10 protein-coding genes are annotated in these 13,944 nt (G+C 72.9%); 6 read left to right on the top strand and 4 right to left on the bottom strand.

Annotated features, from left to right (window positions below):
* Nucleotides 1-13 precede the first annotated feature (13 nt).
* Entirely contained in the window at nt 14-589 is a 576-nt protein-coding gene (locus OG928_RS19835) for a VanZ family protein (RefSeq protein ID WP_406285584.1), read from the top strand.
* 34 nt (nt 590-623) lie between these two features.
* Here the strand turns inward: OG928_RS19835 and OG928_RS19830 are convergent, their stop codons facing one another.
* Nucleotides 624-2,270, bottom strand: coding sequence for a DNA repair helicase XPB (locus OG928_RS19830; RefSeq protein WP_406285582.1), 1,647 nt, complete (start codon nt 2,268-2,270; stop codon nt 624-626).
* Between the two features lie 294 nt (nt 2,271-2,564).
* On the opposite strand from OG928_RS19830, the gene OG928_RS19825 reads away from it, so the two are divergent.
* Nucleotides 2,565-3,449 carry an ABC transporter ATP-binding protein gene (locus tag OG928_RS19825; RefSeq protein WP_406285580.1) on the top strand — a complete coding sequence of 295 codons (885 nt, stop codon included), beginning with the start codon at nt 2,565-2,567 and terminating at the stop codon, nt 3,447-3,449.
* Nucleotides 3,446-4,291, top strand: a complete 846-nt coding sequence (locus tag OG928_RS19820; protein WP_406285578.1) for a hypothetical protein — start codon at nt 3,446-3,448, stop codon at nt 4,289-4,291. The genes OG928_RS19825 and OG928_RS19820 overlap by 4 nt, the downstream gene beginning before the upstream one ends.
* A 320-nt stretch (nt 4,292-4,611) precedes the next feature.
* Here the strand turns inward: OG928_RS19820 and OG928_RS19815 are convergent, their stop codons facing one another.
* Nucleotides 4,612-7,032 (bottom strand): helicase-associated domain-containing protein, encoded by a 2,421-nt coding sequence (locus OG928_RS19815; protein WP_406285577.1) that lies wholly within the window; start codon nt 7,030-7,032, stop codon nt 4,612-4,614.
* Nucleotides 7,033-8,436: 1,404 nt separating this feature from the next.
* Here OG928_RS19815 and OG928_RS19810 point away from each other — a divergent pair.
* The gene (locus OG928_RS19810) at nt 8,437-9,477 is read left to right on the top strand and encodes a hypothetical protein (RefSeq protein ID WP_406285575.1); all 1,041 of its coding nucleotides are present in this window, start codon (nt 8,437-8,439) and stop codon (nt 9,475-9,477) included.
* A 406-nt stretch (nt 9,478-9,883) separates the two neighbouring features.
* On the opposite strand, the gene OG928_RS19805 is transcribed toward OG928_RS19810, so the two are convergent.
* Nucleotides 9,884-11,350 (bottom strand): trehalose-6-phosphate synthase, encoded by a 1,467-nt coding sequence (locus OG928_RS19805; protein WP_406285574.1) that lies wholly within the window; start codon nt 11,348-11,350, stop codon nt 9,884-9,886.
* Nucleotides 11,351-11,514: 164 nt separating this feature from the next.
* Between OG928_RS19805 and OG928_RS19800 the strand changes: the two genes are divergently transcribed.
* Together OG928_RS19800 and OG928_RS19795 are read left to right on the top strand one after the other, a co-directional pair.
* The gene (locus OG928_RS19800) at nt 11,515-11,919 is read left to right on the top strand and encodes a peptidase inhibitor family I36 protein (protein WP_406285572.1); all 405 of its coding nucleotides are present in this window, start codon (nt 11,515-11,517) and stop codon (nt 11,917-11,919) included.
* Nucleotides 11,916-12,851, top strand: coding sequence for a hypothetical protein (locus OG928_RS19795; RefSeq protein WP_406285570.1), 936 nt, complete (start codon nt 11,916-11,918; stop codon nt 12,849-12,851). Before OG928_RS19800 ends, OG928_RS19795 begins: the two co-directional genes overlap by 4 nt.
* 10 nt (nt 12,852-12,861) lie before the next feature.
* Here OG928_RS19795 and OG928_RS19790 read toward each other — a convergent pair whose 3' ends face one another.
* On the bottom strand, nt 12,862-13,839 hold the full coding sequence (locus OG928_RS19790; protein ID WP_406285568.1) for a glucosyl-3-phosphoglycerate synthase: 978 nt from the start codon (nt 13,837-13,839) through the stop codon (nt 12,862-12,864).
* Nucleotides 13,840-13,944: the final 105 nt, after the last annotated feature.

Raw genomic sequence — 13,944 nt, 5'->3', positions numbered from 1 at the left:
GGGGGTGGACGCGGTGGGCAGTGCGGACACGAGGACCGCGAAGACGACGGTCCACGACCCCGCCGAGCCGCCCGACCCCACCCGCTCGCGCGGCGCGCGGATCCTGCGCGCCATCGCGATCGGCGCGGGCGTCCTGGCCCTGGTGCTGTTCGCGCTGGTGCTCGCCCGGGCGACGCTCACCCCGCAGCCCGGCTCCGAGGAGCTGGTCACCGGCAACACCGACCCGGGCAGCTCGATCGAGTCCTACCTGGATCGCCCCGAGGTCCGCGACGCCGTCAAGCAGATCGGCGGCAACCTGGTCATGTGCATGCCGCTCGGCGTGCTGTTGCCGGTGGTCTCCGCCCGACTGCGCGGCCCGATCCGGATCCTGCTCACCGTCGGCGTCGTGATGCTCGTGATCGAGGCCGTACAGGGTCGGTTCATCGTCGGCCGCGCGTTCGACATCGACGACGTCATCCTGAACGCGGCCGGCGCGTGCCTGGCCTACGTCTTCGTCGGCCGCCACCTGGCCGCCCGGGTCCACCCCCGGCGTACACGATGGTTGCGGCGCCGCAGGCGGACCGATCAGGCGGCCGGGGACCCCTCCTGATCGACCCGCCCGATCCGCCCGACGGTCGCCGCTGCTACTTCTGTTTGTCGAGATCGTCCGAGTCGACGATCCGGTACGCGTACCCCTGTTCCGCGAGGAAGCGTTGCCGATGCGCCGCGAAGTCCTGGTCGATCGTGTCCCGCGCGACGACCGAGTAGAACCGCGCGCCACGCCCGTCGGCCTTGGGCCGCAGCACCCGGCCGAGCCGCTGGGCCTCCTCCTGGCGCGAGCCGAACGAGCCGGACACCTGGATGGCGACCGTCGCGTCCGGCAGGTCGATCGAGAAGTTCGCGACCTTGCTGACCACGAGCGCCTGCACCTCGCCGGTCCGGAACGCGTTGAACAGCCGCTCGCGCTCCTTGTTGGTGGTCTCGCCCTTGATCACGGGCGCGTTCAGCACCTCGCCCAGCTCGTCGAGCTGGTCGATGTACTGCCCGATCACCAGGGTCTGCTCGCCGCGGTGCTGCTCGACCAGTTCCTTCACCACGCGCGTCTTGGTCGCGGTCGTGGCGCAGAAGCGGTACCGCTCCTCCGGCTCGGCGGTCGCGTAGGCGAGCCGTTCGGCGTCCGTGAGGGTGACCCGCACCTCGACACAGTCGGCCGGCGCGATGTAGCCCTGGTTCTCGATCTCCTTCCACGGCGCGTCGTAGCGCTTGGGGCCGATCAGCGAGAACACGTCGCCCTCGCGGCCGTCCTCGCGCACCAGGGTCGCGGTCAGGCCGAGCCGACGCCGGGCCTGGAGGTCGGCGGTGAACCGGAAGATGGGAGCGGGCAGCAGATGGACCTCGTCGTAGACGATCAGGCCCCAGTCCCGGGAGTCGAACAGCTCCAGGTGGTTGTACACGCCCTTCCGGCGCGTCGTCACCACCTGGTAGGTGGCGATCGTGACCGGGCGGATCTCCTTGCGGGTGCCGCTGTACTCGCCGATCTCGTCCTCGGTCAGCGACGTGCGCTTGACCAGCTCGGACTTCCACTGGCGGGCCGAGACCGTGTTGGTGACCAGGATCAGCGTGGTCGCCTTCGCGGTGGCCATCGCCGCCGCGCCCACCAGCGTCTTCCCCGCGCCACACGGCAGAACGACCACGCCGGAGCCGCCGTGCCAGAAGCCCTCGACGGCCTCCTGCTGATAGGGCCGCAGGCTCCAGCCGTCCTCGGCGAGCTCGATCGCGTGCGCCTCGCCGTCGACGTAGCCCGCGAGGTCCTCGGCGGGCCAGCCGAGCTTGAGCAGCACCTGCTTGATCTGGCCGCGCTCGGAGGGGTGCACGACGACGCTGTCCGCGTCCACCCGCGCGCCCACCAGCGGGGCGATCTTCTTGCTGCGCAGCACCTCTTCGAGCACCGCGCGGTCGGTCGTGGTCAGCACCAGGCCGTGGGTGGGGTGCTTGGACAGCTGCAGCCGACCGTAGCGCCCCATTGTGTCCGCGACGTCCACGAGCAGCGCGTTCGGCACCGGGTAGCGCGAGTAGCGCAGCAGGACGTCCACGACCTGCTCGGCGTCGTGGCCCGCGGCGCGCGCGTTCCACAGGCCCAGCGGGGTCAGCCGGTAGGTGTGCACGTGCTCGGGCGCGCGCTCCAGCTCGGCGAACGGCGCGATGGCCCGCCGGCAGTCGGCGGACGCCTCGTGACCGACTTCGAGGAGCAGGGTCTTGTCGGACTGGACGATCAACGGGCCATCGGGCACGGGCAAGCCTTTCCGCACGGAGGAGGGGTGGGGACCAACCAGTCTCAACCATCCGCGGACCGACCGTGTTCCAAAAACCACTTGTCATCACGAGGAGCAGCTATTAGGGACCGTACTGCCCAGGGAGGAGCAGGAGACCCATCCTTACGGAGGAACACACAAACAGGCCGGCCTACCTACCCTGGATACTTGATGGCGCAACAAACGTCGTCGGCCTCCAACGATCGGGTTCCCCGTCCCGATCAGGACGCCGCCGAGACCCCCGAGCAGCCCGGCGAACCGAATGGTCCCGCCGTGTCCACGCGTGCCCTGACCCGTGACTACGGCGGTGGCGCGGGGGTCTTCGGGATCAACCTCGTGGTGCCGCGCGGCAGCGTGTACGGCCTGGTGGGGCCGAACGGCGCGGGCAAGACCACGCTGTTGTCGATCGTCGGCGGGACCCGGCGGGCCGATTCGGGCGAGGTGATCTTCGGCGTCGACCGGCGGCGCGTCGCGGTGTCGACGGACGTGCCCGAGTTCGAGCCGTGGCTGACCGCGTCCGAGGTGATCGAATTGGCCGGAAACCTCGTCGACCCGCAGCTGCCGCGCGAGAAGGTCAAGGTCGCGCTGCACCGGACCGGGCTGTCCGGGTGCGCCGACCGCAAGGCCGGCTCGCTGTCGCGCGGCATGACGCTGCGGCTCGGGCTCGCCGCGGCGCTCGTCGCCGATCCCGAACTGCTGATCCTGGACGAGCCCACGTCCGCGCTCGACCCGCGCGGGCGGGCCGACGTGCTGGACCTGGTGGCGAGTCTGCGCGGGAACACCACAGTGGTCTTCTCCAGCCACATCCTGGCCGACGTACAGCGGGTCTGCGATCAGGTCGGCGTCGTGCGCGCGGGTCGGCTGCTGTACCAGGGGCCGACCGCCCAGCTCGTGGACACGCACATGCGGCCGAGCTGGCTGGTCCGGGTGCGCGGCGGCGGCTCCGACCTGTTGCGCGCGTTCGCGGCGGAGCACTGGGTGGCGCGGGTGTCGTCGCTGCGTCCCGGGCTGTTCCGGGTCGAGGCGCGCTCCCTGGAGGCGGGCGAGCGGCATCTCGCGGAGGTGCTCAGTCGCAGTTCGGCGCGGGTCGTGTCGGTCGCGCCCGAGGAGTCGGACCTGGAGGCGGCGTTCCTGTCGATCACGGGAGGCCCGCGATGACGCGCTCCGGAGCCGTACAGGCTCCCGCCTCCGCGGCGCCCGCCGCACCGGTCGTGGTGGCCACGGGCGAACGCCGCCCGCGCGGGCCGCGCCGGTTGGGGCTGTGGCGGCTGGAATGGCTGCGGCTCGTGCGCACCCGGCGGTGGCTCCTGCTGCTGGTGGCCTATCCGGGCGTGGGCCTGGTCGGGCCGGCGTTCGCCAAGCATCGCGACGAGATCCTGAGGGCGCTGCGGATCGACGGGGTGCCACCGGCGACCGGGATGCGCGCCGACAGCGGCATGGCGGTGTACACGTACACCACCGCGAATGTCGCCATCCTGGTCGGGATAGCGCTGATGGCGAGCGCGCTCGCGGTCGACCACCGCCCCGGGCTCGCGGCGTTCCACCGCACCCGCCTGCACCGCCCACGCGACCTCGTGTGGCCGCGGTACACGATGACCACCGCGGCCGTGTCGATCGCCTACGTCCTGGGCACGCTGATCGCGTGGGCCCAGGTGCACTGGATGTTCGGCCCGCTGCCCGCCGAGTCCGTGCTCTACGGGGCGTTCTACGGGGTCGTGTCCGCGGTGACGAGCCTGAGCGTGGTCGCGGCGATGGCCGCGTTCCTGCGCCGGCCGGTGGCGATCTTCGGCGCGGCGTTGGTCGCGATGATCCTGTTCCCGCTCGCGGAGCTGTGGCGGCCGTTGCGACGCTGGGTGCCGAGCTCGCTGAGCGACGCACCGGTGGAACTGCTCCGCGGGCACACCCCCGGCGAGTACGGCGAGAGCCTCCTGGTCGCGCTCATCCTGTCGGCCGCGTTCGTGTGGTTCGCGGTGTGGCGAATCGGGCGGCGGGAGATGTAGGGGGCGGCTCCGGGGGAGCCGGAGGGCGGGGGAGCCCGGGAAGCTTGGGAAACCGGGGAGCTTGGGAAACCGAGGAGCCGAAGAGCCTGGGAAACCGGGGAAGCCTGGGGCCCGCAAAGCCCGCGAAGCCCGGAGAGCCGGGGAACACGGAGAGCCGGGGAACCCGCAGAGTTCGGGAAGCCCAGGGAGCCCGCGGAGCCTGCGGAGTTCGGGAAGCCCGGGAAGCCCGGGGAGCCCGCGGAGCCCGGGGAGCCCGCGGAGCCCGCGGAGATCGGGAAGCCCGAGGAGCCACGACGCCGGGGAGCCGGGGAGGCCCGGGGCTAGCTCACCTCCGCGACGCCCGTGATGCGGTGCAGGGGGTAGGTGTGGATCTCGCCGGTGCCCTGCTCGTGGGCCGTGACGTAGCCGCCCTCCAGCCGCAGCGGGAGCACGATGTGTTGGGTGGCCCGGCCCTCGCGGGTGACGTGGCCGATCCACACCGCGCGACGGTCGGCGTTGGCGGCCTGGAGGGCGAGCAGCGTCTCGGCGGCGGAGGTGCGCGGGAGTTCGACCGGCTCGCCGTCGCGCTCCGCGCCCTCGTCGGCACGGCCGGTCGAGGCGGCGTCGCCCGCGCGGATCGCGGTGACCGCCGCGCCGAGCAGGGCCTCGCTCGGGGCCGGCGGCTCGCCCGCGACGCGCGGCGGGGCCGAGCGCGGCGGGGTGCGTCTGGAATCGGGGCGGGTCAGCACGAGGTCGCCGGTCGCGGACTCGGCCACCGGCGCGAAGCCCATCGCCCGCAGCTTCTCCAGGACCGAGTCGGGCGCGGACTCGGCCGCGAGCACGGTCGGCGCGAGCCGGCGCAGGCGCAGCCCGGCGGCGCGGCGGTCGGCGAGCAGTTCGCCGAGCAGCGCGTCGTCGTCGCAGCGCAGGAAGGCGGCGGCGGTGCCGATCCGGATCCGGCCGTGCCGGCGGGCCACGTCGTCGACGAGGTAGCTGAGCGGCTGCGGCACGGGGGTGCGCGAGTGGGTCGCGAGCAGGTGGTGCAGGTCGGTCGCGGTCCGGCCGGCGTCGAGCGCGCGGCGCACCGAATCCTCGGTGAAGCGGTACACGGTCGCACCGCCTGTGGACTCCACGTCGGCGGCCAGGTGCAGTTCGTGGGCGAGCTCCATGACCAGCGGGCCGGGCGCCACGGCGGTGAGGTCGGCCTGGAGGAGGACGTGGTCCAAGGGCTGCGGCAGCAGCGGGGTGAGCGCGTCGCCGGCCTCGTACACGCGCCCGTCGGCCAGCGTGCGGGCGTAGTCGGCGAGCGCGCCTCGGCCGGTGATGCCGAGCAGTTCGGCCTCGACGAGCATGGCCCGGAACAGGTCCTCGCGCAGCCGCGCGGCCCGGATCGGCTGATGCCACGTCAGGTGCGCGAGCAGCGAGTCGGCGTCGGTGGCCGAGCCCGCCGGCAGGGTCGCGAGCGTGGCCAGGATCCGGCGGCGCACCTCGGGCGCGGCGGTGCGGTCGACCTGCATGCCGAGTGCGCCGATCGGCCGGTCCTTGTCGTCGCGCGAGCCGACCAGCGCGGGCACGCGGGTGGTGTCCAGCCAGGTGCCGGCGAGCGCGGCCCAGCGGGTGCCGACCGGCGTCCGCCGCCATGTGTCGTAGGCGGGCGTGGGCAGCCACTGCTCGTCGGGCTCGCCGTCCCCCGCGACCAGGCCCATCGCGTAGGCCATTTCCAGCCACAGCGCGACCTCGGCCTCGGGCACGTCGAGCTGGGCGGCGGTCCGCTTGAACTCGCGCATCCCCAGCCCGCCGGCCCTCAGCACGGAGGGGCCGCCGGCGCTCCACAGCTCCAGCAGGTCCTCGACCCGGCGCACGGCGGTGAACGCCGAGCCGGCCGCGAGGCTGTCCACAGCCTGTGGATCGTGCGCGCGGGTGACCAGGGCCGGCGGCGCCGGTTCGAGCGCGCGGTGCACCCGACCACCGCGCAGATGCAGCGCGATCTCGCGCGGCAGCACGACCGCGTCGGGCCCGGCCGGGACGAGCAGGGCCCGCGCGAGCAGCCACTCGACGGGCGTCCGGGCCGCGTCGGCGCGCACCGGCCGATCGGCGCCGCGCACGCTCCCCGTCGGCGGCCCCCATACGAGCTTGTCGAGCACCTCGCGCGCGGCCTCGGGAGCCTGCGCGAGCAACGCGTCGAGCGTGGACCCGGTGAACAGGTCGGTCATCGCGGTGATCGCGGACACCGCGTCGTGGGTGGACCCGAGCCCGAGGTCGGCGAGCAACTCCTGCAGCCGCGACGGCGCGGTCGGCGCGAGCGCGCCCGCCAGTGTGGGGCCGAGCCCGGCGGGCCCCGCACCCACGAGGTCGCGAACCGTGCGCACCACCCGCAGTGCGTCGTCGGGCCCCCACAGCAGCGCCTGCTCCCGCAGATGCCCCACGGCCCGCTCGAACGCCGCGGGCGCCTCCTCGACCCCGATCAACGCGTGCAGCCGCTCCGCCGGAAACCCGTCCGGCAGCACCACGGCCGCGTCCACGACCTGGAGCGTGAACCGATCCAACCGCTCCAGCGCCCGCGCGATCGACGCCCGCGTGGTGGCCCGCGTGGCGAGCTGGGTCAGGTCCACCGGAACCGGCGTGGTCAGGTCGGGCCGGACCCGCAACAAGGCGCCGAGCGCCGCATCGGTGCGCCCCCGCAGATCCTCGGCGAGCGTCCGGGGTCCGGACTGGGCGGTCCGATCCGCCTCGGATCGGGTGGGCGACGCAGCTGTGGTCATCCCATCAACGTTAGACGGTGCTCGAGGCCGCAGCCCCCTGGACCGCCCCGCCCGTTGCGTTATACGTCGCGGACTGCGCAGGCAACCGGCAGACCCGGCCCGGCCTCCCCGCCGATGCGCGGGTCGCCGCGGTTGCGTCTTGGTCGGCTCGGGATGTTGCACCCACCCGCTCCGCCCGTTGCGTCATGCGTCTCGGGCTGCGGTTCTTCAGGCGACCGGCGGGCCCGGTCGCGCCTCGCTGCCTGGTGCGTGGTGTGCGGGTCGCTGCGGTTGCGTTTTGGTCGGGTTGGGATGTTGCGCCCACCCGCTCCGCCCGTTGCGTCATGCGTCTCGGGCTGCGGTTCTTCAGGCGACCGGCGGGCCCGGTCGCGCCTCGCTGCCTGGTGCGTGGTGTGCGGGTCGCTGCGGTTGCGTTTTGGTCGGGTTGGGATGTTGCGCCCACCCGCTCCGCCCGTTGCGTCATGCGTCTCGGGCTGCGGTTCTTCAGGCGACCGGTGGGTCCGGTCGGGCCTGGTGGCCACCGGTGTGGCTGCGCGAGTTCGGGTGGGTTGGGCTGCGGTTCTACCGTGTGGGCCGGCCCTGGGTCGCCGGGTTTGGCTGCGGTCCTGGCGCGTCAGCGCCCACCGATCGGGTCGGGGTCGTGATCGACGAGCGCAGCGAGGAGAGCGGCCGGAGGCCGCTGCCTGTGCTTTTCACGACGTCGATGGCCCGGAGCTTGCGGAGGGACAGCGACGTGCGAGCGGAGTGCCGCTTTTGTGGAGCGCCAGCGGAACAAAAGTGGTGCTTCGGGAGCCGGCGGCCCCGCCGCCCAAAAAGAAGGTCCGCCGCACCCACGACCCCGGCCTCCCCCTCCCGCCGCACCCGCAACACGGGTCCTCCCACCCCCGCCGCGCCCCCGCACCGGCCGCCACCCCCCGCCGCGCCTACGTCGCCAGCTCCCCGCCCCGCCACACCCGCGATGCGGGCCTCCCCGCGCCGCCGCACCCGCGTCACCGACATCCCGCTTCCGCCGAGCCCGCGCCCCCGGCCTCCTCACCCCGCCATACCCACGACCCAGCCCTCCCCCTCCCGCCACGCCTACGTCCCAAATCACCCCGTACCCCTGAACCCGCGTCACCGGCTACCCAGTTCCGCCACACCCACGCCGCCCCTCCCCCACACCCCCACACCCACGCCCCCACGCCTCCCCACACCCCAGCCCGCGCCCCCGCCTCCCACACCGCGCCCCCGCGCCCGCCCGCCCCACCCCCACCCCCACGCCCCCAACTCCCCACCCCGCCCGCCCCATTCCGGTCAAGCTCTCGCTCCGTTGGCCTTCCTCCCCCTAGGCTTAGTTGTCGCTTTGGCGATGTAGTGCGCGCACGCAATGCACCCCGCAGGTGGTCCCTCACCGGAGGCAAGGCCGTGAACTTCGAGAGTGATCACCTGGTCCTGCAGTACCTCGGTCAAGTCGGCGACGCCGCGCAGCGGCGGCTTCGGCCCGCGGATCGGGCTCGGCTCGTGGAGCGGCTGCGAAGTCAGATCAACAGCGAGCGCGAGCGCTTGAACGCGCACACGACCGGGACCGTGCAGGTCATCCTCGACCGGCTCGGCAGCCCGGACTCCGTCGTGGGCCACGAGCTCTACCGGCTCGGCGACCTGCGCGACACCGGTGCCGACGACGGGGTCGGCGCGATGTCGATGCGTGGCTCGCGGTACGCGACCGTGGCCCGCCAGATGGGTTTTCGGGCCGACGCGACGCCGATACCGGCCGTGCTCGACCCCTCCCGCCCGCAGCCGGGTACGCCCGCACCGCGGGTCTCCCCCGACGCCGGGCCGCCCACCCTCGCCGAGACCGCCGCCGGAACGAGCCCCGGGGCCGCCCCCGCCGCGACCCAACCCACGCCCCTGGCCGACCCGGACGACGAGCCCCTGTGGTGGCGGACCCCGCCGGAGGGCCCGCTACCGCCCGAACGGCCGGACCCGGGCAGCTACGGCGACGGCTCCCTGCACGCGCCCGCCTATCCGATCGGGGTGGCCTCCGACACGTCGGCGACCTGGGACGACGACGCGCTCACCGAACCGACGCCGGCCATCGGCATCTTCGGCGGTCCGGGCTCGCTGCGCACCCAGGTGCGCGAGGTGTTCGCGATCGCGTTGATGGCGGTCGGGGCGATCACCGCCTCGACCGTGGTGGTGCTGCTCGGCGTTCTCGTGGTCTTCACGGCCGGCGCGTGGTCGCTCAAGGAGCGCCGATTCGCCGCGTTCTACATCCCCGGCGGGATGGCGCTGGCGTTCGCGATCGGGATGTGGCTGCGCGCCACCGGGAACATGGGCACGGATCTGACCCGCGATCAGGCGTGGGATCGGTACGGCGAGTTGCTGCCGGCGATGGTCCGGGTGGCCGCGGTCGCCGTGTCGCTGTACCTCCTCTGGCGTCTGAATCGTCGTCAGAACCCCGCATAGGCAAGGGATCTCCACCCACGCCCGGACGTGACGCACTCCGCTCCCCTACCCGGCAGGCACCAGTGGCACGAACGCCACGGGTGGGGACGCGGGCAAGTCCGGCGGCGGCAGCCTGCCGATCACCAATGCGGCCGGGGTCACCACGGCTGGTGCGGTGGGCGCCGCGCTTGTGGCCGTAGGCCCCCGGCCGATTCGTCCTCAAACGCCGGACGGACTACAAACAGCTCGGCCCACGTCGATTAGCCCGGCCGGCGTTTGAGGCCAAATAGCCCGGCCGGCGCTTGAGGCCAAGCAGCCCGGCCGGCGCTTGAGGCCACCCAGCCCAGCCGGCACCTGAGGCCACCCAGCCCGGCCGGCACCTGAGGCCACCCACCCCAGCCGGCACCTGAGGCCACCCACCCCGCGCCTACGGCTCAAGCGCGTCCAGTTGTTCCAGGAACCACTGCTGTGGGTTCAGCGCGACCGCCGCCGCGGCCAGTCGCCTGGTGCGGGACAAGCGGTCCGCGGGGTCCATCGTCAGGGCCTCGTGGAGTGCCTCCGTCGTCTGGGAGACGTCGAACGGGTTGACCACGATCGAGTCGGCGCCCAACTCCTCGAACGCGCCCGCCTCGCGGGACAGCACCAACGCGCAGCCGCCATGCGCCTCGTCGAGCAGGGAGACCACCGGGATCTCCTTCGCGACCAGGTTCATGCCGTCCCGGATCGGGTTCACCAGCGCGACGTCGGCGAGCCGGTACGCCGCGAGCGAGCGCGGGAAGTCGTCGTTGACGTGCAGGATCAGCGGCTGCCAGTCGCCGGTGCCGAACTCGTCGTCGATCTCCTTCGCGACCCGCTGCACCGCGGCCGTGTACTCCCGGTACTCCGGCAGGTCGTGACGTGAGGGGTACGCGAACGCGACGTGCACGACCCGGCCCAGCCATTCCGGGCGGGTGCGCAGCAGTTCGCGGTAGGCGAGCATGCCGCGGACGATGTTCTTGGACAGCTCCGTACGGTCCACCCGCACGATCACCTTGCGATCGCCGACCGCCTCCCGCAGCCCGGCCAGGCGGGTGTCCACGTCGGCCCGGGAGGCGCGCTCGCGCAGGAACTCGGCGTCCGCGCCCAGGCCGTGCACGCCGATCTCGGTGACGTGGCCCGCGTGCGTGACGGTCAACGCGTCGCGGTCGACCTCCGCGCCGAGCACGTCCGCGCAGCAGTCGAGGAAGGCGAGCGCCCAGCGCTTGGTCAAGAAGCCCGCGTGGTCGGCGCCGAGCACGCCCTCCAGGACGAATCGCGCGATGTCGTCGGGCAGCAGCCGGAAGTAGTCCGGCGGCGCCCACGGGGTGTGCGAGAAGTGCCCGATCCGCAGGTCGGGCCGCAGCCGGCGGAGCATTACCGGCACCAGCGTGAGGTGGTAGTCCTGCACGACCACCTTCGCGCCCTCGGCGGCCTCCTCGGCGAGCGCGGTCGCGAACGCCTCGTTGTACGCCTCGTACGACGCCCACTCCTTGCGAAAGCGCGCGTCGAAGACCGGCTTGGAGGGGGTGTCGTACAGCAGGTGGTGGACGAACCACAGGGTCGAATTCGCTATGGCGTTGTACGCCCGCGCGAACGTCCCCGGGTCGATGTCGAGCATCCGGACGGCGAGACCGCCGGTGTCGTGACCGGCGAGATCCAGCCGGCCCGAAGGCGCCGCACGGGTGGCCGTACGGTCGGCCCCGCCGAGCGCCGAGCACACCCACACGGCACCGGTCCCCTGCCCCGCGGTCGACAGGCCGGAGACGAGGCCGCCACCGCCGCGACTCACCGAAAGCGTGCCGTCGTCCTCCAGGGAGAAGGACACGGGACCGCGATTGGAGGCGACCAGGACACCGGCGGGAGGGGGAACACTCATGTCCCGACCCTAGCCACACGTGTCGGCGCGCAAACCCGGCTCGACGGCGGCCCTGCCCGCAGCGGTGTGGCGAGTATCACGCGACCGAGTCATTACCGGGAGTAGTCGAGATGTGATTTCTCTTGGACTTCTTGCGGTTCGCATCGATCCAGGGGGAATCGAGTATGCGCAGCAAACACGGTCTCGCGGCGGCCGCCGTGACGGCCGCCGTGACACTCGCGGCGGGCGCGTCGCCGGCCGTCGCCGAGGGGGACGGCCGGTGCGACGACGGCGACGCGTGTCTGTACTACAACTCGAATACGCGCGGCGCGTGGTTCGACCACCGGAACAACGTGGCGAACTACGTCGGATACACGCTCATGCCGTCCCCGCAGGGCAGCAGCGGGGCCGGTCAGCCGGTGAAGAACAACGCCGCCTCGATCTGGAACAACGACCCCACGCACTTCGTGCACATCTACTACCACAGCAATTACCAGGGGCCGGTCCAGGACATCAAGGCGAAGAGCACGGCCAATCTGAGCGCGGCGGTGAAGAACAACAACGCCTCGGGCAGTTGGAATTCTCCGTGACGCGGCCGTCGAGAGCGCCCGCCGGCCTCGTCGTGCTGCTCGTCGCGCTGTGCGTCGGGTCGGCCGGTTGCACCGCGGCGGGCGACCGGGAAGGCGCCGGCGCCCCGGCGTCGCTCACCCCGCCGCCGATCGGGCCCATCCCGCTGCTGACCTCCGCGACCGACCTCGCGCTGCCGATCGAGGCCTACCTGCCGACGCGGGAGCAGCAGACCCGACTGGCCGCGGCCGAGCGGGTGCTGACCCGGGACTGCCTGGTCCGTCTGGGGTTCACGTACGTGCCGCCCGGGGCCGCGGACGCGGACCCGATTCTCAAATCCCGGACCGAGCGGCGCTACGGGGTGTCCGATCCGGTCGAGGCGGCCGGCTGGGGCTTCCGCCCGCCGGGGGTCGCGACGGGCAGGCCGAAACCCGTCGAACCGCCGATGAGTCGCGAGCTGAGCGTCGCGATGTTCGGCGCGGCCGCGACCGACGGGGTGCCGCCGACGGCGCCGGCGGGCAGCGCCGGGAAACCGGGGCCCGGTTGCCTGGGCGAGGCCCGGTTCGCGCTCGGCGAGGACCTCGCGCTGGACACCGAGGCACTCGCGAGCCACATCGACGTCGAGGCGTTCGAACACTCGATGGCCGATCCGCGGGTGTCGCGGGTGCTCGCGCTGTGGTCGGGCTGTATGCGCGCCAAGGGGTACGACTACCCCGATCCGTTGGCGGCCGGCGGCGACCCGAGCTGGGACACCGCGCAGCCGACCCCGCGCGAGATCGCGGCGGCGACCGCGACGGTGGCGTGCAAGACCGAGCACAACGTGGTGGGCACGTGGTTCACGGTCGACGCGGCCTACCAGCGGCAGGCGATCGAGCGCGACGCGCAGGCGCTGGCACGGGTGCGGGCGAACAACGAGACGTCCGCGCGCAAGGCCGCGGAGGTCGTCCGCGGCTGATCGGCGGCGGTCAGCGCAGCGCGTGGCGGGTGCGCTCGCGGTATTCGGGGACGGTCGCCATCGGCGGCCGCTCCCGAGCCGCGACGTCGTGCGTGCGCTGCCGGAAGCCGCCCTCGTCCCGCTCGAACTGGGTCAGCGCGGTGCTCAGCTCGACCGGGTGCGTGCCGGTGGGACCGCGTCGCAGGCGGCGCTCGACGGCCTGGAGTATCTCGGCCGACATCCGGCCCAGACCCGCCTCGTCCTGGTGGCTGTGTCGCCGCACGCCCACGTCCACCTGCGCCATCGCGTCCAGGCCGACCAGGCGCAGGGTGTCCACGAGCATCGCTGTCTCGATCCCGTAGCCGCACGGGAAGGGCAGTTGTTCGAGCAGCGAGCGACGGGCCGCGTACTCGCCGCCGAGCGGCTGGACGAAGCCCGCGAGTTCGGGCCAGTGCAGGTTGAGCAGGGGCCGCGCGACCAGCTCGGTGACCCGACCGCCGCCGGCGGGGACGATGGTGTCGCCGATCTCGAGCGGGCGGTCGTACATCGCCTTGACCAGCTGCACCGACGGGTCGGTCAGCAACGGGCCCAGGATGCCGGTCACGAAGTCGGCGGAGAAGTCCTTCAGGTCCGCGTCCACGAACGCGACCACGTCCCCGTCGGTGACCAGGAGCGAGCGCCACAGCACCTCGCCCTTGCCCCGCACGGCCGGTACGGCGGGCAGGATCTCGTCGCGGTGCACGACCCGCGCCCCCGCGTCGGCGGCGACCCGGGCGGTGTCGTCCGCGGATCCGGAGTCGACGACCACGAGCTCGTCCACGAGCGGCACGCGCTCGATCAGCTCGGTCCGGATGATCTTGACGATGTCGCCGACGGTCGCCTGCTCGTCCAACGCGGGCAGGACGACGCTGACCCGGGTGTCACGTTTGGCGTCAAGAAGCTGGTCGACGGGCCAGTCGGCGGCGACGGAAGACCGTCGCCGAAGCCAGGCACTCACCTCGGGCTGCACGTTCGAAAATCCCCTGTCGTCGGCCGACGTTCCGGCCTCGGTCGTTTCCACCCTTTATCGTCTCGCGAGGTGGACCGGATGATCGACGCGGCACCGGTTCGGTTA

Source organism: Embleya sp. NBC_00896 (genome assembly GCF_045207785.1).
GTDB lineage: Bacteria > Actinomycetota > Actinomycetes > Streptomycetales > Streptomycetaceae > Embleya.
The sequence above is the reverse complement of the archived record's forward strand: the minus strand, read 5'-3'. Positions and strand labels throughout refer to the sequence as shown.

Bases quoted from the DNA above. Each gene is read 5' to 3' on its own strand.
- OG928_RS19820 (WP_406285578.1), top strand. From the start codon at position 3,446: ATGACGCGCTCCGGAGCCGTACAGGCTCCCGCCTCCGCGGCGCCCGCC.
- OG928_RS19815 (WP_406285577.1), bottom strand. From the start codon at position 7,032: ATGACCACAGCTGCGTCGCCCACCCGATCCGAGGCGGATCGGACCGCC.
- OG928_RS19805 (WP_406285574.1), bottom strand. From the start codon at position 11,350: ATGAGTGTTCCCCCTCCCGCCGGTGTCCTGGTCGCCTCCAATCGCGGT.
- OG928_RS19800 (WP_406285572.1), top strand. From the start codon at position 11,515: ATGCGCAGCAAACACGGTCTCGCGGCGGCCGCCGTGACGGCCGCCGTG.